Origin of the sequence: Amycolatopsis sp. NPDC049868, assembly GCF_044461365.1 — a bacterium.
GTDB lineage: Bacteria > Actinomycetota > Actinomycetes > Mycobacteriales > Pseudonocardiaceae > Amycolatopsis.
The window spans coordinates 1-15,857 of the sequence record NZ_JBITKV010000027.1; the positions used below are offsets into that span (position 1 = coordinate 1).

The 15,857-nt window shown below is 69.8% G+C and carries 17 protein-coding genes and 1 pseudogene; 10 read left to right on the forward strand and 8 right to left on the reverse strand.

Annotation, left to right across the window (positions count from 1 at the left end; translation table 11 throughout):
• Positions 1–122 (reverse strand): annotated as a pseudogene (locus tag ACIBTM_RS46070) (acyl-CoA dehydrogenase); the annotation flags it as partial.
• Between the two features lie 225 nt (positions 123–347).
• On the opposite strand from ACIBTM_RS46070, the gene ACIBTM_RS46075 reads away from it, so the two are divergent.
• Together ACIBTM_RS46075 and ACIBTM_RS46080 are read left to right on the forward strand one after the other, a co-directional pair.
• On the forward strand, positions 348–722 hold the full coding sequence (locus ACIBTM_RS46075) for a DUF4190 domain-containing protein (protein ID WP_395883425.1): 375 nt from the start codon (positions 348–350) through the stop codon (positions 720–722).
• 51 nt (positions 723–773) lie between these two features.
• On the forward strand, positions 774–1,415 hold the full coding sequence (locus ACIBTM_RS46080) for a DUF4190 domain-containing protein (RefSeq protein WP_395883426.1): 642 nt from the start codon (positions 774–776) through the stop codon (positions 1,413–1,415).
• Here ACIBTM_RS46080 and ACIBTM_RS46085 read toward each other — a convergent pair.
• Complete coding sequence (locus ACIBTM_RS46085) at positions 1,412–2,257, reverse strand: slipin family protein (protein ID WP_395883427.1); 846 nt, start codon at positions 2,255–2,257, stop codon at positions 1,412–1,414. The genes ACIBTM_RS46080 and ACIBTM_RS46085 overlap by 4 nt on opposite strands.
• A gap of 88 nt (positions 2,258–2,345) precedes the next feature.
• Between ACIBTM_RS46085 and ACIBTM_RS46090 the strand changes: the two genes are divergently transcribed.
• The 4 genes from ACIBTM_RS46090 to ACIBTM_RS46105 are packed head-to-tail and all read left to right on the forward strand — an operon-like array spanning position 2,346 to position 6,257.
• On the forward strand, positions 2,346–3,257 hold the full coding sequence (locus tag ACIBTM_RS46090) for an aminoglycoside phosphotransferase family protein (protein ID WP_395883428.1): 912 nt from the start codon (positions 2,346–2,348) through the stop codon (positions 3,255–3,257).
• A gap of 44 nt (positions 3,258–3,301) precedes the next feature.
• Positions 3,302–4,600 carry a magnesium transporter MgtE N-terminal domain-containing protein gene (locus tag ACIBTM_RS46095; RefSeq protein WP_395883429.1) on the forward strand — a complete coding sequence of 433 codons (1,299 nt, stop codon included), beginning with the start codon at positions 3,302–3,304 and terminating at the stop codon, positions 4,598–4,600.
• Positions 4,593–5,102, forward strand: coding sequence for a DUF1003 domain-containing protein (locus ACIBTM_RS46100; protein WP_395883430.1), 510 nt, complete (start codon positions 4,593–4,595; stop codon positions 5,100–5,102). Before ACIBTM_RS46095 ends, ACIBTM_RS46100 begins: the two co-directional genes overlap by 8 nt.
• Positions 5,103–5,111: 9 nt before the next feature.
• The gene (locus ACIBTM_RS46105) at positions 5,112–6,257 is read left to right on the forward strand and encodes an Mrp/NBP35 family ATP-binding protein (protein ID WP_395883431.1); all 1,146 of its coding nucleotides are present in this window, start codon (positions 5,112–5,114) and stop codon (positions 6,255–6,257) included.
• A 213-nt stretch (positions 6,258–6,470) separates the two neighbouring features.
• Here the strand turns inward: ACIBTM_RS46105 and tatB are convergent, their stop codons facing one another.
• Together tatB and ACIBTM_RS46115 are read right to left on the reverse strand one after the other, a co-directional pair.
• Complete coding sequence (tatB, locus tag ACIBTM_RS46110) at positions 6,471–6,890, reverse strand: Sec-independent protein translocase protein TatB (protein ID WP_395883432.1); 420 nt, start codon at positions 6,888–6,890, stop codon at positions 6,471–6,473.
• A gap of 55 nt (positions 6,891–6,945) precedes the next feature.
• Complete coding sequence (locus tag ACIBTM_RS46115; protein WP_395883433.1) at positions 6,946–8,487, reverse strand: trypsin-like peptidase domain-containing protein; 1,542 nt, start codon at positions 8,485–8,487, stop codon at positions 6,946–6,948.
• 268 nt (positions 8,488–8,755) lie between these two features.
• On the opposite strand from ACIBTM_RS46115, the gene ACIBTM_RS46120 reads away from it, so the two are divergent.
• The gene (locus ACIBTM_RS46120) at positions 8,756–9,292 is read left to right on the forward strand and encodes a hypothetical protein (RefSeq protein WP_395883434.1); all 537 of its coding nucleotides are present in this window, start codon (positions 8,756–8,758) and stop codon (positions 9,290–9,292) included.
• A 9-nt stretch (positions 9,293–9,301) separates the two neighbouring features.
• On the opposite strand, the gene ACIBTM_RS46125 is transcribed toward ACIBTM_RS46120, so the two are convergent.
• Together ACIBTM_RS46125 and sigE are read right to left on the reverse strand one after the other, a co-directional pair.
• A complete protein-coding gene (locus tag ACIBTM_RS46125) occupies positions 9,302–9,979 on the reverse strand; it encodes an anti-sigma factor family protein (RefSeq protein ID WP_395883435.1) in 678 nt (225 codons plus the stop codon).
• Positions 9,976–10,596 carry an RNA polymerase sigma factor SigE gene (gene sigE, locus ACIBTM_RS46130; RefSeq protein ID WP_378316435.1) on the reverse strand — a complete coding sequence of 207 codons (621 nt, stop codon included), beginning with the start codon at positions 10,594–10,596 and terminating at the stop codon, positions 9,976–9,978. The genes ACIBTM_RS46125 and sigE overlap by 4 nt, the downstream gene beginning before the upstream one ends.
• A 178-nt stretch (positions 10,597–10,774) precedes the next feature.
• Here sigE and ACIBTM_RS46135 point away from each other — a divergent pair, with 178 nt between their 5' ends.
• Entirely contained in the window at positions 10,775–11,425 is a 651-nt protein-coding gene (locus tag ACIBTM_RS46135) for an O-methyltransferase (protein ID WP_395883436.1), read from the forward strand.
• Positions 11,426–11,438: 13 nt separating this feature from the next.
• On the opposite strand, the gene ACIBTM_RS46140 is transcribed toward ACIBTM_RS46135, so the two are convergent.
• Positions 11,439–12,683: an MFS transporter gene (locus ACIBTM_RS46140; protein WP_395883460.1), complete on the reverse strand. Its 1,245-nt coding sequence runs from the start codon at positions 12,681–12,683 to the stop codon at positions 11,439–11,441.
• Positions 12,684–12,788: 105 nt separating this feature from the next.
• Here ACIBTM_RS46140 and ACIBTM_RS46145 point away from each other — a divergent pair, with 105 nt between their 5' ends.
• Both ACIBTM_RS46145 and ACIBTM_RS46150 read left to right on the forward strand, forming a co-directional pair.
• On the forward strand, positions 12,789–13,673 hold the full coding sequence (locus tag ACIBTM_RS46145) for a LysR family transcriptional regulator (protein ID WP_395883461.1): 885 nt from the start codon (positions 12,789–12,791) through the stop codon (positions 13,671–13,673).
• A 69-nt stretch (positions 13,674–13,742) separates the two neighbouring features.
• Entirely contained in the window at positions 13,743–14,354 is a 612-nt protein-coding gene (locus tag ACIBTM_RS46150; RefSeq protein WP_395883437.1) for a phosphatase PAP2 family protein, read from the forward strand.
• A 7-nt stretch (positions 14,355–14,361) separates the two neighbouring features.
• On the opposite strand, the gene ACIBTM_RS46155 is transcribed toward ACIBTM_RS46150, so the two are convergent.
• Positions 14,362–15,825 (reverse strand): leucyl aminopeptidase family protein, encoded by a 1,464-nt coding sequence (locus tag ACIBTM_RS46155; protein WP_395883438.1) that lies wholly within the window; start codon positions 15,823–15,825, stop codon positions 14,362–14,364.
• Between the last annotated feature and the right edge of the window lie 32 nt (positions 15,826–15,857).

Consider the following 15,857-nt stretch of genomic DNA (forward strand, 5'->3'; position numbering starts at 1 on the left):
GTGTCGGAGTGCTCGAGCTCCTGCGCGCGCGGGATGACCTCCTTGTCCACGAACTGGCGGACCGTGGCCAGGATTTCGGACTGCACGTCGGTCAAGCCGGCGGTCTGGGCGAGGCGAGCCATCGCTGCTCCTAAATTCGCGCGCACCGGGCTCCCGGCGCTGGGTTACCGGTGAGTATGACGCCTGACGTGGGGACTCGCTATGAGCGCAGTCACGCGTACGCCATCCGTGATCCCCGGGATCGCCTTGGGCCACGTCGCCTTCGCGATCCCGGTCCTGCTCAACGTCGCCGCGAAACACGGGGCTTTCCGGTAGCGATACGGTCCTCGTCTACGAGGGGACCCCGCATGACGAATCCGCACGATCCGTACGGGCAGCAGCCGTCCGGGCAGTTCGAGCAGCCCTACGGACTCCAGCCGTATCAACCACCGCCGCAGCAGTACTACGTCCAGCAGCCCTATATGCGGCCGCCGGACCAGGGCATGGCGGTGGCGTCGCTGGTGTGCTCGCTGATCGGGCTGGTCATGTGCTTCCCGGCGATCCTGGGGATCATCTTCGGGCACATCGCGCTGTCGAAGGCCAAACGCGGTGAAGCGGGCGGCCAGGGCATGGCGCAGGCGGGCATGATCATCGGGTACGTCGTCACCGCGCTGTGGCTGATCCCGGTCATCCTGTGGTTCATTTTCGTGGTGCTCGCGATCGGTGCCGCGGGCGTCTCCTGACCCGTTCGGACGATACGGTGGTGTCCCGCACGAACCAGGGGGCCAAACCGGATGAGCAGTTCCGACTCGCAGGACACACCTTCGACGTCGTCCTACACCGACTCGAACACCTTCTCGGACCCGACTTCCGCGTCGTCTGCGTCGTCCTCGGCGTCCGAGACCGTGTCGAGCCCGCAGCAGTTCCAACCGCCGGAGCCCTTCACCCCGCCCCCGCCGTTCGTGCCGCCCGCACCGTTCGAGGTGCCTTCGGCGTCCGTTCCGGATCCGGTTCCGGACCCGACGCCGGTTCCGGCCGAGACGTACGGGCAGACCATCGATCCGCTGACCGCCGAGCCCGTCCCGCCGCCCTTCACGGCTCCGAACCCGCCGGTGTACACGCCCGTGCCGTTGCCGGCCGCGTACCCGCCGCCGCAGCCGTACAACCCGTACGCGATGGCGGCACCCCCGCGATCGCAGGACAACGGGATGGCGATCGCAGGGCTGGTGTGCTCGCTTGTCGGGATCTGCTCGTGCGTGACGGTGATCGTCGGGCTGATCCTGGGACACATCGGGCTGGCGAAGGCGAACCGCGGCGAAGCGGGCGGACGCGGCATAGCCCTCGCGGCGGTGGTCATCGCGTACGTCGTCATCGCGCTGTACGTCGGGTTCTTCGGGACGTTGATCATCCTCGGGGTGAACGGCAAGCTCGATTAGCGTTGGGCCTCGTGCTCCACGTCGCCCGGTTCCCTGGGTGACGGCGCCACCTGACCGTTGGCCGCCGTGTCCTCCGAAGGTGTCTCCCTCTTCGGCGTGTTCGCGTCGAGGAAGCGCAGCAGCTCCACCGGGAACGGCAGGACCAGTGTCGAGTTCTTCTCCGCCGAGACCTGCACGACCGTCTCCAGCAGCCGCAACTGCAGCGCCGCCGGGGTGTCGGCCATGGTCGCCGCCGCCTGCGAAAGCTTGTGCGACGCCTGCAGTTCGCCGTCGGCCGAGATGACCCTCGCCCGCCGCTCGCGTTCGGCTTCGGCCTGGCGTGACATCGAGCGCTTCATCGACTCCGGCAGCGCGACGTCCTTGATCTCGACCCGGTCGATGTGGATGCCCCAGTCCAGCGCCGGGCTGTCGATCATCAGCTCCAGGCCCTCGTTCAGCCGTTCGCGGTTGGACAGCAGGTCGTCCAGGTCGCTCTTGCCGATGATGGACCGCAGCGAGGTCTGCGCGACCTGTCCGACGGCCGAGCGGTAGTCCTGCACGTTGACCGCGGCCAGCACCGGGTCGATCACCTTGAAGTACACGACCGCGTCCACCCGCACGGTGACGTTGTCCCGGGTGATGCCGTCCTGTGCGGGGATCGGCATCGTGACGATCTGCATGTTGACCTTCTGCAGCCTGTCCGCGATCGGCACCAGCAGCGCGAGCCCCGGCTCCCGGATGGCCGGGCGCACCCGCCCGAAGCGGAACACGAGACCGCGTTCGTACTGTTTCACCACGCGAAGGCTGGCCGCGAGCCAAGCTCCGCCCGCGACGGCGACCGCACTGAGAATCTCCACCACCATGGCTGCTCCCGGGGTTGTTCTCGCTGTTCACGGTACGCCCGGCGAGTCACGGGGGAAACACGGTGGACAAGCCTGCCAAGGTGGATCCGTGACCGGTTTCAAGATCCCGCCCAAGTTCCTCGACCGCGCCGCCGAACTCGGCCCCGGAGCCGCCGAGTGGCTCGATTCCCTCCCGTTCCTCGCCGAGAAGTACACCGCCAAGTGGCGGCTCGAATACGACGGTGAGGCCATGCACGGTTTCGTCGGCGTCGCCCAGCCCGTGCGCCGCGCGGACGGCTCCCCCGCGATCCTCAAGCTCGGCTGGCCGCACGAGGAGTCCGACGACGAACCGCTCGCACTGTCCACTTGGGCCGGTCAGGGCGCGGTCCTGATGTACGACAACGTGCCCGAAGACGGCGTGCTGCTCCTGGAGCGGCTCGACGCCACCCGCTCGCTGGAAACGGAGCCGATCCAGGAGGCCGTCGAAACCGTCGGCGCGCTGGCGCGGCGGCTGGCCGTCCCCGCCCCCGAAGCACTGCGGCGGTCCCTGCGGCAGGAGGCCGCGGAGCTGGTCACCGAACTCCCGGAGACCTGGAGCGAACTGGGCGAACCGTTCGGCCGCGAGTACATCGACGCGGCGGTGGAAATCTGCGTGAACCTCGGGCCGGAAGCCGGTGAGCTGATGGTGAACGAGGATCTGCACTTCGAGAACGTCCTGGCCGGGACGCGCGAACCGTGGCTGGTGATCGATCCGAAGCCGCTTTCGGGTGATCTGGAATTCGGCGCGATCTCGATCCTCTGGAACCGCGCGGAAGAGTCCACAATGGACGAAAAGCTCAAATGGTTCAGCGCGGCGGCCGAGGTCGACGCGGAGCGGGCGCGGGCGTGGACGCTCGTGCGCGCGGTGCAGAACTGGACCTGGCTGTACGAAGACCTCGCTGAGGGCGCTTCGCCCGAGACCATCGCCGAAGACCCGGCCTACGCCGCCGTCCCCGGAATCGCCGCCTGGGCATTGCGGTGATCACACGAATCGTCTGCCGCCCCGGGAGCGGATAACCTTCGGGCATGGCAGCCGTGAACAGGGTATTCGCAGCTCAGCTGGCCGGTTTGCCGGTTTTCGGGCCCGATGGCGAATCGATCGGCAAGGTGCGGGACCTGGTGGCGGGCCTGCGCCTGGACCAGCAGCCGCCAAGGATCCTGGGCCTCGTCGTGGAGCTGACGATGAGGCGCCGCGTGTTCGTGCCGATGTTGCGCGTGACCTCGATCGAACCCGGCGCGGTCACGCTCGCCACCGGATCGGTGAACATGCGGCGCTTCCATCAGCGGCCCAACGAGGTGCTCGTGGTCGGGCAGCTCTTCGACGCGTACGCCACGCTCGCGGGTTCCGACACCAGGATCACCGTCGTCGACGCCGCCATGGAACCGACGCGGACGCGGGACTGGGTGCTCGCGAAACTCGCGATCCGCGAACGGCCGAGCAGGCTCGGCCTCGGCAGGCGGCGAGCGGCGATGCAGGTGCTGCCGTGGTCGGAGGTGTCCGGGCTCGGGCTCACCGACCTCACCGGCCAGACCCAGGGCGCGGCGCAGCTGCTGATGCTGTTCGACACCATGCGTCCGGCCGACGTCGCCGCCACGGTCCGCGACCTGCCGCTCAAACGACGGCACGAGGTCGCCGACGCGATGGACGACGAGCACCTCGCCGACGTCATCGAGGAGCTTCCCGAGGACGACCAGAAGGAACTGCTGTCCTACCTCGCCGAGGAACGGGCCGCCGACATCCTCGAAGCGATGGACCCCGACGACGCCGCCGACCTGCTGGCCGAACTGGCGCCCGCCGAGCAGAACCGGTTCCTGGAGCTGATGGAACCCGAGGAGTCGGCACCGGTGAAGCGGCTGCTGGAGTACTCGTCCGACACCGCGGGCGGGCTGATGACGCCCGAGCCGGTGGTGCTGACACCGGACGCCACGGTCGCCGAGGCGCTCGCGCACATCCGCAACGCCGACCTCCCGGTGGCGCTGGCGAGCATGGTGTTCGTCTGCCGTCCGCCGACGGAGACGCCGACAGGGCGCTTCGTCGGCGTCGTCCACTTCCAGCGGCTGCTGCGCGAACCACCCGCGGAGATGGTGGCGAGCGCCGTCGACTCCCAGCTGCCCGCGCTGCGGCCGAAGGCCACTTTGTCCGAGGTCACGCGCTACTTCGCCGCCTACAACCTCACGTGCGGGCCGGTGGTGGACGCCGAGGACCATCTGCTCGGCGCGGTCACCGTCGACGACGTACTCGATCACCTGCTCCCGGAAGACTGGCGCGAGACCGGGCTGCACGACATCACCGGCGAGATCACCGAGGAGGCCGAACGTGCCTGAACTGACGTCCGGGCGGCGGCTCGACCAGCCCCGCGGTCAGAGCCGGTTCAGGCTGAACATCGACCCCGACTCGTTCGGCCGGTTCACCGAACGGATCGCTCGCTTCCTCGGCACCGGCAAGTACCTGTTCTGGCAGACGCTGATCGTCATCGTCTGGATCGTGCTGAACCTGGTCGCGGTCTCGCTGCGGTGGGACCCGTACCCGTTCATCCTGCTGAACCTGGCGTTCTCGACGCAGGCCGCGTACGCCGCGCCACTGATCCTGCTGGCCCAGAACCGGCAGGACGACCGAGACCGCGTCTCACTCGACGAGGACCGGCACCGCGCCGCGCAGACCAAGGCCGACACCGAGTACCTCGCGCGGGAGCTCGCGTCGCTGCGGATCGCGCTCGGCGAGGTCGCCACCCGGGACTTCCTGCGGGGCGAGCTCGACCGGCTCCGTGAGGATCTTGATGCCAAGCCGCGCAAGGCCAAACCCGACCGCGCCGCTACCGGTACGTAACATGGACGTGTGACCAGTACGCAGCAACTCCCCAGCGTCGACGATGTCCGCACCGCGCTGAAGGCCGTGTACGACCCGGAGATCAAGAAACCGATCACCGAACTCGGCATGGTCAAGGACGTGGAGGTCGGCTCGGACGGTGTGGTCACCGTCGGGATCTACCTGACGGTCGCCGGCTGCCCGCTGAAGGCGACGCTGACCAACGACACCACCGAAGCCGTCAAGAAGCTCCCCGGCGTCAACGACGTCCGGGTCGAGCTCGACGTGATGAGTGACGAGCAGCGCACTGAGCTGCGAAAATCCCTGCGCGGCGACGCCGCGGAACCGGTGATCCCGTTCGCGCAGCCGGGCTCGCTGACGCGCGTCTACTGCGTCGCGTCCGGCAAGGGCGGCGTCGGCAAGTCCTCGGTGACGGTGAACCTCGCGGCCGCGATGGCCGAACGCGGGCTTTCCGTCGGCGTGGTGGACGCGGACATCTACGGGCACTCGGTGCCGCGGATGCTCGGCGCGCGGGAGAAGCCGACCAAGGTCGACACCATGATCATGCCGCCGCAGGCGCACGGCGTGAAGGTCATCTCGATCGGCATGTTCACCCCGGGCAACGCGCCCGTGGTGTGGCGCGGGCCGATGCTGCACCGCGCGCTGCAGCAGTTCCTCGCCGACGTGTTCTGGGGCGACCTCGACATCCTGCTGCTGGACCTGCCGCCGGGCACCGGTGACATCGCGATCTCGGTGGCGCAGCTCATCCCGAACGCGGAGATCCTGGTCGTCACCACCCCGCAGCAGGCGGCCGCCGAGGTGGCCGAGCGCGCGGGCGCGATCGCGCTGCAGACGCGGCAGCGGGTGGCCGGGGTCATCGAGAACATGTCGTGGCTGGAGACGCCCGACGGCCAGAAGATGGAGATCTTCGGCTCCGGCGGCGGGCAGTCGGTCGCCGACTCGCTGTCGAAGTCGGTCGGCTCGACGGTGCCGCTGCTCGGGCAGGTCCCGATGGACCCGCGCGTGGTCTCCAACGGCGACGCGGGCACGCCGATCGTTCTCGCCGAGCCGGACGCGCCTGCGTCGCTCGTGCTCAAGGAGGCGGCGAAGAAGCTGACCGTCCGGGCGCGCGGGCTGGCCGGGATGATGCTGAACGTCACTCCCGCGGGCCGCTGACGCCTGTCTCGGGAAGTACATGAAGGCCCCCTTCCTTGCGCTAGGCGCAAGGAAGGGGGCCTTCATGTACTCGGGCCTAGCGGCGGCCGGAGCAAGGGACCTTTGCTACCACTTGGCGAGGCTCACGTACCGGCCCGGACGCTATGAACGGTCCGTTCCTTGCGAAATTTGCAAGGAACGGACCGTTCATGGCACTTGAGCGAGCGTGAGACCTCAGGTCGCGTCCGGGTCGACCGGAGGGCGCTCCCCCGGCTTCAGCGGCTCGGGCTGCGAAGCCGTCGCCGGGTGGCCGTTGGGCTTCGAAGCGCCATTGGAGCCGTTCGCCCCGTTGGTGCCGTTGACGTTGTTGAGCCCCAGCGGATCCGTGTCACCGTCGAACAGGTGCTGGGTGACGACCCGCTTCGGGTCGAAGTTCCGCAGGCCGCGCAGATCCTCCAGCGGCTTGCGCAGCTGATCGAACTCCGGGCCCATCTCCTCGCGCAGCTGCGTCTTGGCCCCGGTCGCGAAGTCGCGGACCTTGCGGACGCTCTTCGCCACCCAGGACGCCGCTTCGGGCAGCCGTTCCGGACCGAGGATGAAAAGACCCGCGACGACGATGATGAGGATCTCTCCCCAGCCGACACTCTCGAACACCCGTGTGAACCTCCGCCTCGGCGTCTTCCCCGTTCAGGGTACCCGTCCGAACTCGCTAGTCCGAGGCCAGTTTCACGTCCACGACAAGTGAAGACCCATCCCGGACAAGCCGGACAGGAACCACTTCGCCGACTTCGCGGGCGCGGACCGCGACGAGCAGTTCCGCCGAGTCGCGCACGTGCCGTCCGCCGACTTCCGTGATGACGTCGCCTTCTTTGATCCCGGCGGAGGCCGCGGGGCCGCCGGGGGCGACGTTGCGGACCTGCGCGCCCATGGTGCTGGAGCCCGCGACGGTCGACGAAGAATTGATGCCGATGTCGGGGTGGACGACCTTGCCGTCCTTGATCAGTGTTTTCGCGATCTTCACCGCGTAGTCGCTGGGGATGGCGAACCCGATGCCGATGCTGCCGCCTTCGGCGCTGGACGAGCGGATCGCGGAGTTGATCCCGACCAGCGCGCCGGTCGCGTCGACGAGCGCGCCACCCGAGTTGCCGTGGTTGATCGCGGCGTCGGTCTGGATGGCTTCGTAGATCACCGGCGCGCTGCCGCCGTCACCGCCCGCGGTCACCGGGCGGTTGAGCGCGCTCACGATGCCGGCGGTGACCGAGTTCTGCAGCGCCAGCGGCGAACCGACGGCGATCACCGAGTCGCCGACGGCGAGGTCGGAGGACTTCCCGATCTGCAACGCGGTGAGGTTCTTGACGTCGACCTTGACCACGGCCAGGTCGGTTTTGGCGTCGGCGCCGACGACCTTCGCCTCGACGCGTTTGCCGTCGAAGAACACGGCGGTGACCTTGGTGGCCGAATCGGCGGTCGCGGCGGAGATCACGTGCTCGTTGGTGAGCACGTAGCCCTGGTTGTCGATGACGACGCCGGAGCCCTGCTGGCCGGCGTCGGCGCCGGGTTTGAACACCTCGAGGGAGACGACGGCGGGCGCCACCCGGTGGGCGATGTCCGCGATCGAGCCCGCCGGGCGCTCCTTGGCCGCATCGGCCTCGGAGATGCTGGCCTGACCGGTCAGTTCGGTGCCGGTGTCGGCGAACCACCAGCCGATCAGCCCGCCGACCGCGCCGATGACCAGCGCGACCGCGGCGAGCATCGCCAGCGCCTTCGTCTGCACACGCCGCCCGAAGAGGACCTCCGGAAGGCTCAACAGCGCACCCTGCGGGCGCTTCGCGTCCTTCTCGCCTTCGGAGTCCTGTTGCACGGCTGGCCCGGCGAGCACCGCGCCGGAGCCGGGATCACGCCACGGGTCCGACGTCGTGGTCCAGAGCGGACCTTCCGCATCGTTGGCGGACGGGCCGGAGCCGTTGGTCCCGTGCGGCCGCTCCAACACGACACCTTCGGCGCCCGGCGGGCGGCGGAAGGCTTCGGCGAGCGATTCCGGCGTCGGCGGCGCCAGATTCATTCCCGGCGCGGACTGCCCGTTCCTGCCTGGCTGGTACAGCTTGTCGAAGGCGCCATCGACGCCGTGCGGCCTCCCGAACGTGGCCGCCTGCGCCGGATCGACGGCGGGCCGGGCCAGCGGGCGCGGCGCCAGCCGATCCCCCGCCGGGTCACCAGGCTGCTGCGGATTCGCGTTCGGCTGCTCGGTCATCATTCCCCGGGGCTGAGATCAGGTTGGCCGGACGCGAGAGTACGCCAAGCCTCACCGTGGATTCTGCCGTGACCACGGTGAAGTGCGCGTTGATTCCCAGAACCGGGCATAAATGTGACACTTGGAGAAAAGATGTCTCACTTGTGGCACGCTGACGGCCATGTCACAGAACCCGGGGGCCCCTTTCCCGCCCCAGAACGTCCCTTACCAACAGTGGCCGCAACAACAGCAGCAGCAATGGCCACAGCAGCCGCCCAAGAAGAAGGGCATGTCCACCAAGCTGAAGGTGCTGCTGCTCGTGGCGGCGCTCGTCGTGGTCGGCGGCGGGATCGGCCTGATCGTCGTGATGAAATCGGTCGCGGGGCCGGAGAAGCAGGCCGGGAAGCTGACCGAAGGCGACTGCGTCGTGCTGACCGGCTCCGGCAAGGAGGCCGACGCGGTCCCCACGTCGTGCGATTCGCCGCAAGCGCCGTACGCGGTGAGCCTCACCGGCGTCGACAAGGGCGAGTGGAACTGCAAGGACGGCTTCTACAAGTACGCCGTCCCGACGCCGCTGCGCGGGGAGGGCGTCGCCCTGTGCCTGGCGATCAACGCCAAGGTCGGGCTGTGTTTCGACGACATCGAGACGAAGACCCCGCCGCCGCTGAAGGACTGCGGCTCGGCGCGGCTGAAGATCAGCGAGGTCTTTCCGCAGATGAGCGTGGTGAACAGCCCGTGCGCCGAGGGGACGGCGGAAGTCGTCTCCTACGCCAGCTACGGGGCTTCAAAGTTCAAGAGCGCGACGATCTGCTTCGTCAAACCCTGACGAAGCGGATCAGCGGGCCGAGACGGGCATGGGCCGGCTGGACGTGCTCGGGCTCGGCGTGGTGCTGCGCGGCGGTTCCGGCTGGGTGCCGCCGCCCAGCTGCGCGGGCAGCAGCCCGGCGTTGACGCCTTGCGGCGGGGTGAAGCCGGTGGCCGGCTGGTCTTCGGTGCCGTCACCCGAGGTCGCGACCAGGGCCAGGGCGCTCAGCACCAGGCCCGAAACGACGACTCCGGCGCCCTGCGCGTACTTCCGCCGGGCGAGACCGAACCGCCCGCCGCCGAGGACGTTCGGCGACTGGCCCAGGGGCGCCGATGATCCCAACGGCGCGGTACCACCCAAGACTCCGGTGTCGCGAAGGCCGGCGACCCGGTCGGGCCGCTGGATGGCCACGAGCTGGCCGTCCGCGGTCATGGCCAGGTTGTCCGGCGTGCCGGGAAGTTCGGTGTTCTGCGGGATGGAGCACAGGCTGGCCAGGAAACCCGCCGACATCGACGGGGCTCCCGCCTGCTTCACGGCCGCGACGGCCTGGCGCTGGGCGGTCACTTCGGCGGCGCAGGACTGGCAACGGGCGATATGCGCCGAAGCCCTGTCCTGGGCGCCGAGGGTCAGCTCGCCGTCGACGAAGGCGACGATGGCGTCCGGAAGCAGATGCGACTCGGGGAGTCCCCAACCTCGCGGTGCGGTCATACCCCCACCTTCGCAGACTCCTGCGCCGCGGCGCGACGACGCTCCAAAGAAGCGCGAAGCGCCTGGCGGCCGCGGTGGATCCGGCTGCGCACGGTGCCGAGCTTGACACCGAGGGTGGCGCCGATCTCCTCGTACGAGAGACCTTCGACGTCGCACAGCACGACCGCGGCGCGGAACTCGGGCGGCAGCTCGTCGAGCGCGGCCTGCAGGTCCGGGTCGAGATGCGTGTCCGAGTAGACCTGCTCGGGGCTCGGGTCGTCACCGACGATGCGGTCGGTGTCCTCGGGGAGGCCTTCCATCCGCACGCGCGAGCGGCGGCGGGCCATGTCGAGGAAGAGGTTCGTGGTGATGCGGTGCAGCCAGCCTTCGAACGTGCCGGGCTTGTAGGACGCGAGCGAGCGGAAGACCCGGATGAAGGTCTCCTGCGTCAGGTCTTCGGCGTCGTGGGCGTTACCGGTCAGGCGGTATGCCAGCCGGTACACGCGGTCGGCGTGCTCACGCACGACCTCGTCCCACGAGGGCGGCGTCCATGCGGCCTCGTCCACCGTCACCGGCGTGACCTGGTCCGCTTGCTGGTCCTGCATCGTGTCCTGCATCGGGGAAGTAGGCACCTCCATCAGCGTCTTCTCCCAACTACTCCACCCAACGCGGGCGATGAGCACGGTGTTCCCGTTGTCGAGGACCAGTCTGTCCGGCCTGCTTATGTTTCTAGTGAGACTGGACTGAGAGGAGGCTGAGAAGTCGTTACCAGGAGTCTTCTGCTCTTTTGGCGATAGGCAGCGCTAACCTCCGCGTGTGAATTCCGGGACGCATGCGGGCTCGCCTGCCGAGGCCGCCGACGCCGATCTCGTCGACGGCTACGTCCCCGACGACGAGGTACTGGCCACCGCGCGGGCGCGGTCGGCCGATCTGGGGTGCGGTCCGCTGAGCGCGGGCGCGGGTGCGACTCTGCGTTTTCTCGCCACGACGCTCCGGGCGAAGGCCGTCGTCGAGGTCGGCACCGGGGCCGGAGTGAGCGGGTTGTGCCTGCTCGGCGGCATGGTCGACGACGGGATCCTCACTTCGATCGACATCGAGCCGGAGTACCACCGGGCGGCACGGGCGGCGTTCCGCGAGGCCGGCTATCCGCCGGGGCGGACCCGGCTGATCCTGGGGCGCGCGCTCGACGTCCTCCCCCGGCTCACTCCCGGCGGCTATGACCTGGTGTTCGTCGATTCGGCGCCGGTCGAGTACCCGAGTTGCTACGAGAAGGCCGTCGCGCTGCTGCGGCCCGGCGGGATACTGGCGTTCCACAACGTCTCGGGCGCCAGAGTGATCGATCCCTCACGACGTGATCCGGACACCCTCGCGCTTCGGGAGGTCGCGCGGGCGTTCCGGGAGGACGAGCGGCTGGTCCCGGCGCTGTTGCCGGTGGGCGGCGGGCTGCTGGTCGCCGCGATCGCGTAGCAAGGGACCTTTGCTACCGCCGGGAACTGAAGGACGCTTTCACCGCATCGGACGCGGCGAAGGGTGCTTTCACCGCGTGTGATGCGGGGAAAGTCCCCTTCAGCACGGCCACCGCGGCGAGGGCCAGCCAGGCGGCCGTGAGCACGATCAGCCAGGTCCAGCCCGCGTGCCCGTAGACGGTCGCGCCGACGGCGCCGCCGACACTGCTGCCGAGGTAGTACGAAAGCGTGTAGAGCCCGCCCACCTGGCCGCGAGCGTTCTCGGGCGCCTCCGCCGCGGCCCAGCCGTTGGCGACGGCGTGCGCGGCGAAGAACGCGCCGGTCAGCACCACGAAACCGGCGACGACCATGGGGAGCGAGTCGGGCAGCGTCAGCGCGGCGCCCGCGATCGTGAGCAGCAGGGCCCCGGCGAGCGCCCGGCGTCGCCCGAACCGGCCGACGAGTTTGCCCGCCGTCGCCGATGAGACCGAGCCGATCGCGTACGCGAGGAAGACGAGCGACGCGATCGCGGGCGTGAGGTTCAGCGGCTCGCCGGTCAAGCGGAAACCGGCGGCGTTGTACAGGGCGACGAACGAGCCCATCGCCAGCAGCGCGACCGCGTACTGGACCAGCAGGACCGGCTTCCGGACGGCCGCGCCGAGCCCTGCCAGTACCGCCGCGGACTGCTCGCGGAACCGCTCTGACCTGCGCCGATCCGCGAAAGTGGTAGCAAAGGTCCCTTGCTCCCCCGGCGGCAGGGCCAGCACCGTGACCACCGTGCAGACCAGCCCGATCACCGCGACCACGAGCAGCGCGCCCTGGTAGCCGAACGGTCCGGCGGTGAACCCGGCCGCGAGCCGCCCGACCATGCCGCCGACGGTGTTCCCGGCGATCATCGCGCCCACCGCCGCCGCCAGCCCGGCCTTGCCGAGCCGTTCCGCGAGGTAGGCCGCGGCCACGCCGGGGAACCCCGCGATGGCGACCCCCTGCAGCGCCCGCAGCACGAGCAGCGCCGGATAGCTGGGCGCCAGCGGCAGCAGGAAACCGAACACGACCGACGCGACCACCGAAGCGATGATCACCGGACGCCGTCCCACGACTTCCGAAAGCGCCGCGATCGGCAGCACGGCGATCGCGAGCGCGCCGGTCGCGACACTCACGGCCAGCGAGGCGCCACCGGGATCGAGGTGATACTGCTCGGCCAGTTGCGGCAGCACCGGCTGTGGCGCGTAAAGCAGCGCGAACGAGGAGATCCCGGCCGCGGCGACGGCGATCGTCACGCGGCGGGTGGTTCCGGTGGCAGGCACGATCTTGAAGCTAAGCCTGGCTAAACGATACGTCTAATACGCTCATCTGCCACAATCGATACCGTGCTGAATGAAAGGATGACCGCCCAGCTAGCCCCGCAGCTCGCTCTGCTCACCGCACTGCGCCGCACGACGAACGTCACACGCGCGGCGGAACTACTCGGTGTCCCGCAGCCCACGGTAAGCCGCCGGATCTCGGCGCTCGGAGAGGCCCTCGGCGCACCGCTGACGGTCCCCGACGGCCGCGGCATCCGGCTCACCCGGGCCGCCGAACTGCTCGCCGACGCCGCCGAACGCGCGCTCGCCACCGTCGATGCCGGTGTCCGTCAAGCCCGCGAGGAGGTCGACCCCGAATCCGGGCACATCGTCCTCGGATTCCTGCACCTGCTCGGCCGGTCGCTGGTCCCCACCTTGCTCCGCGGCTATCGCGCGGACCATCCGGGAGTCCGGTTCACGCTGGTCCAGGGCTCACGTCAGGACATGGTCGACAGGCTGACCAGCGGCGAACTCGACCTCGCGCTGCTCGCGCCCGCCCCCGTCGACGACCCGCTGCTCGATACCGCCGTGCTGTCCGAGCAGGAGATCTTCCTCTCCGTGCCGACCTCGCACCGCCTCGCCGACCGGCCCAGCGCCGCCATCGAGGACCTCAAGGACGAGGAATTCGTGCTCCTGGAGACCGGCTACGGCCTCCGCACCATCACCGACGAACTGTGCGCCGCGGCCGGCTTCGAGCCGAAGATCGCTTTCGAAGGACAGGAGTCCGACACCGTCCGGGGCCTCGTCGCGGCCGGGCTCGGCGTCGCGCTGCTTCCCCGCTTCGAGCCGGGCAGCCCGGCGGGTGTCGCCGAAGTTCCGCTGGTGCCGCCGGTCGGGCGGACCATCGGGCTGGCTTGGCGCAAGGACGTCGTCCTGCCGCCCGCCGTCCTGCGGTTCCGGGAGCGGGTCCGCGCGCGACCCTGGTGACGATCGTCAGGGTCGATCCCTGCCCTTCGTCCACCGCGCGGGCACATCTTTTTCGCTAACTTCGGGTGAATGTACGACGACATCGTGGAGTTGGCGGGTGAGAGCCCGAACTGGCTTCAGGCGGCGGGAATCCTGTTCACCGAAGCAGGACTGCTCGCCTTCGCGGCGCTCTTCGCCTGGATGTTGTGGCGGGCGCGCACTTCGCCCGTCCGGATCGCCGTGGCGCTGCTGCCGCCCGCCGCGACCGCGATCGCGTACCTGATCAGCGAAGGCCTGAAGTTCGTGATCCAGGAGGACCGGCCGTGCCGGAACCTCGTCACGCTCGTCGACTGCCCGCCGCCCGGCGACTGGTCCTTCCCGAGCAACCACTCCACCATCGGGGCGGCGGCCGCCGTCGGGCTGGCACTCGCCTGGCGGAGACTCGCGCCGTGGGTGCTCCCGGGTGCGGTGTTGATGGGCTTCTCGCGGGTCTTCGTCGGCGCGCACTACCCGCACGACGTCCTCGCCGGGCTCGTCCTCGGCTCCGTGACGGCGTGGCTCGTGTTCCGGTACCTGACCGGCCCCGCGACCGGGATCGCCCGACGGCTCACCGCCCACGCCGGTGACGCGCCGACCCAGCCCATGCCCAAGGTGGACCTGCGGGGTGGTAGCAAAGGTCCCTTGCTCCCGCCCCGCAGGTAACCCCAGCTCAGGCGTAGGAAGCGACCAATTCGACCAGCGTCCGCGCCGCGAACCCGGTGGCCCCGGGGACGACGTCGGCGTAGGTCTTGTCGGCCCGCGCGGGGCCGGCGATGTCGAGATGCGCCCACGGCACGTCGCCGACGAACTCCCGCAGGAACAGCGCCGCGACGATGCCGCCGGGACCGCCCGGCGCCTGCCGGACGTCGCCGAGCGAGCCCTGCACGGTCTCGGCGAGATCCTCCAGCAGCGGCATCCGCCACCACGCCTCGCCGACCCGCTCGCCCGCCTTCGTGACCCGTTCCGCGAGCGCGTCGTCGGTGGCGAAGACACCGCCGGTACGGACGCCGAGCGAGACCTTCATGGCGCCGGTCAGGGTCGCCGCGTCGATCACCGCGTCCGGTTTGTGCTTCTTGATGCCGTAGACGAGGGCGTCGGCCAGGACCATGCGGCCCTCGGCGTCGGTGTTGCCCACCTCGGTCGTCTTGCCGCCGTAGTGCCGGACGATGTCGCCGGGCCGGTACGACGATCCGGACACGTGGTTCTCGGCGGCGGGCACCAGCGCGGTCACCTTGACCGGCAGGCGCAGTGCGGCGATCGCGCGGACCGCGGCGATGATCGCCGCGCCGCCCGCCATGTCGGTGCGCATGAGGTGCATGCCGTCGGCGGGCTTGATCGAAAGACCACCGGTGTCGAAGGTGATGCCCTTGCCGACCAGCAGCAGATGCGTTTTCGCCCCGCGCGGCCGGTACTCCAGCTCGATCAGCCGCGGCGGCGCGGCCGATCCGCCACCGACGGCGAGGACGCCGCCGAAGCCCTGCTCGGCCAGCCACTTCTCGTCCCTGGCCGTCACGGTCAGGTTCGGGATGCCTCCGGCGACGCGGACGGCCGTGTCCGCCAGCCAGGCGGGGGTCTTGATATTCGACGGCGCGTTCGCCAGGTCGCGCGCGAACGCGGCGGCCGCGGCGAGCTCGCGGACCCGCTCCAAGGCGTCCACGGCGTGCTCGTGACGTGTGATCAAGCGCACGGTCCGCAGGCTCGGCTTCGGCTCCTCGGCCGTCACCGTGAACCGGTAGCCGCCGAGCAGCAGCCCGAACGCGAGTTCTTCGACATGCTCCACGCCCGCGTCCTCGGGCAGTTCGACGGCGAAGGAACGGAACGCCTTCTGGCCCGCCTTGAAGTCTTCCTCCAGCGCCGACGAAACGGCGCGGACCAGCGCGGCGCCGGCCTTGCGGTACTGCTTCGGCTCGCCGTCACCGACACCCGCCAGCCAGCGGACGCCGCCGGTCGGCACGGTCTGCACGTCCCCGGCCTTGCCGGTGGGCCGCACGCCGCCGATCTCCGCGAGCCCGGCGTCACCGTCCTCTTCGGACGGCGCCGCGATCAGCGTGGCCAGCGGCGTACCGCGCCTTAGGTCGTCCGAGACCTCAAGTTCGAGCAGCTTCCCCGGAACGGGGGGTAGCGGGTTACGCACAGTGAGCGACCTCCGGGCGCAGATGAACCGCG

What these genes read in the sequence shown, in the direction of transcription:
- ACIBTM_RS46145 (WP_395883461.1), top strand. Translation starts at nt 12,789, where the DNA reads ATGACCGCCCAGCTAGCCCCGCAGCTCGCTCTGCTCACCGCACTGCGC.
- ACIBTM_RS46150 (WP_395883437.1), top strand. Translation starts at nt 13,743, where the DNA reads ATGTACGACGACATCGTGGAGTTGGCGGGTGAGAGCCCGAACTGGCTT.
- ACIBTM_RS46095 (WP_395883429.1), top strand. Translation starts at nt 3,302, where the DNA reads ATGGCAGCCGTGAACAGGGTATTCGCAGCTCAGCTGGCCGGTTTGCCG.
- ACIBTM_RS46120 (WP_395883434.1), top strand. Translation starts at nt 8,756, where the DNA reads ATGTCCACCAAGCTGAAGGTGCTGCTGCTCGTGGCGGCGCTCGTCGTG.
- ACIBTM_RS46125 (WP_395883435.1), bottom strand. Translation starts at nt 9,979, where the DNA reads ATGACCGCACCGCGAGGTTGGGGACTCCCCGAGTCGCATCTGCTTCCG.
- ACIBTM_RS46075 (WP_395883425.1), top strand. Translation starts at nt 348, where the DNA reads ATGACGAATCCGCACGATCCGTACGGGCAGCAGCCGTCCGGGCAGTTC.
- ACIBTM_RS46115 (WP_395883433.1), bottom strand. Translation starts at nt 8,487, where the DNA reads ATGACCGAGCAGCCGAACGCGAATCCGCAGCAGCCTGGTGACCCGGCG.
- ACIBTM_RS46085 (WP_395883427.1), bottom strand. Translation starts at nt 2,257, where the DNA reads ATGGTGGTGGAGATTCTCAGTGCGGTCGCCGTCGCGGGCGGAGCTTGG.
- ACIBTM_RS46080 (WP_395883426.1), top strand. Translation starts at nt 774, where the DNA reads ATGAGCAGTTCCGACTCGCAGGACACACCTTCGACGTCGTCCTACACC.
- sigE (WP_378316435.1), bottom strand. Translation starts at nt 10,596, where the DNA reads ATGGAGGTGCCTACTTCCCCGATGCAGGACACGATGCAGGACCAGCAA.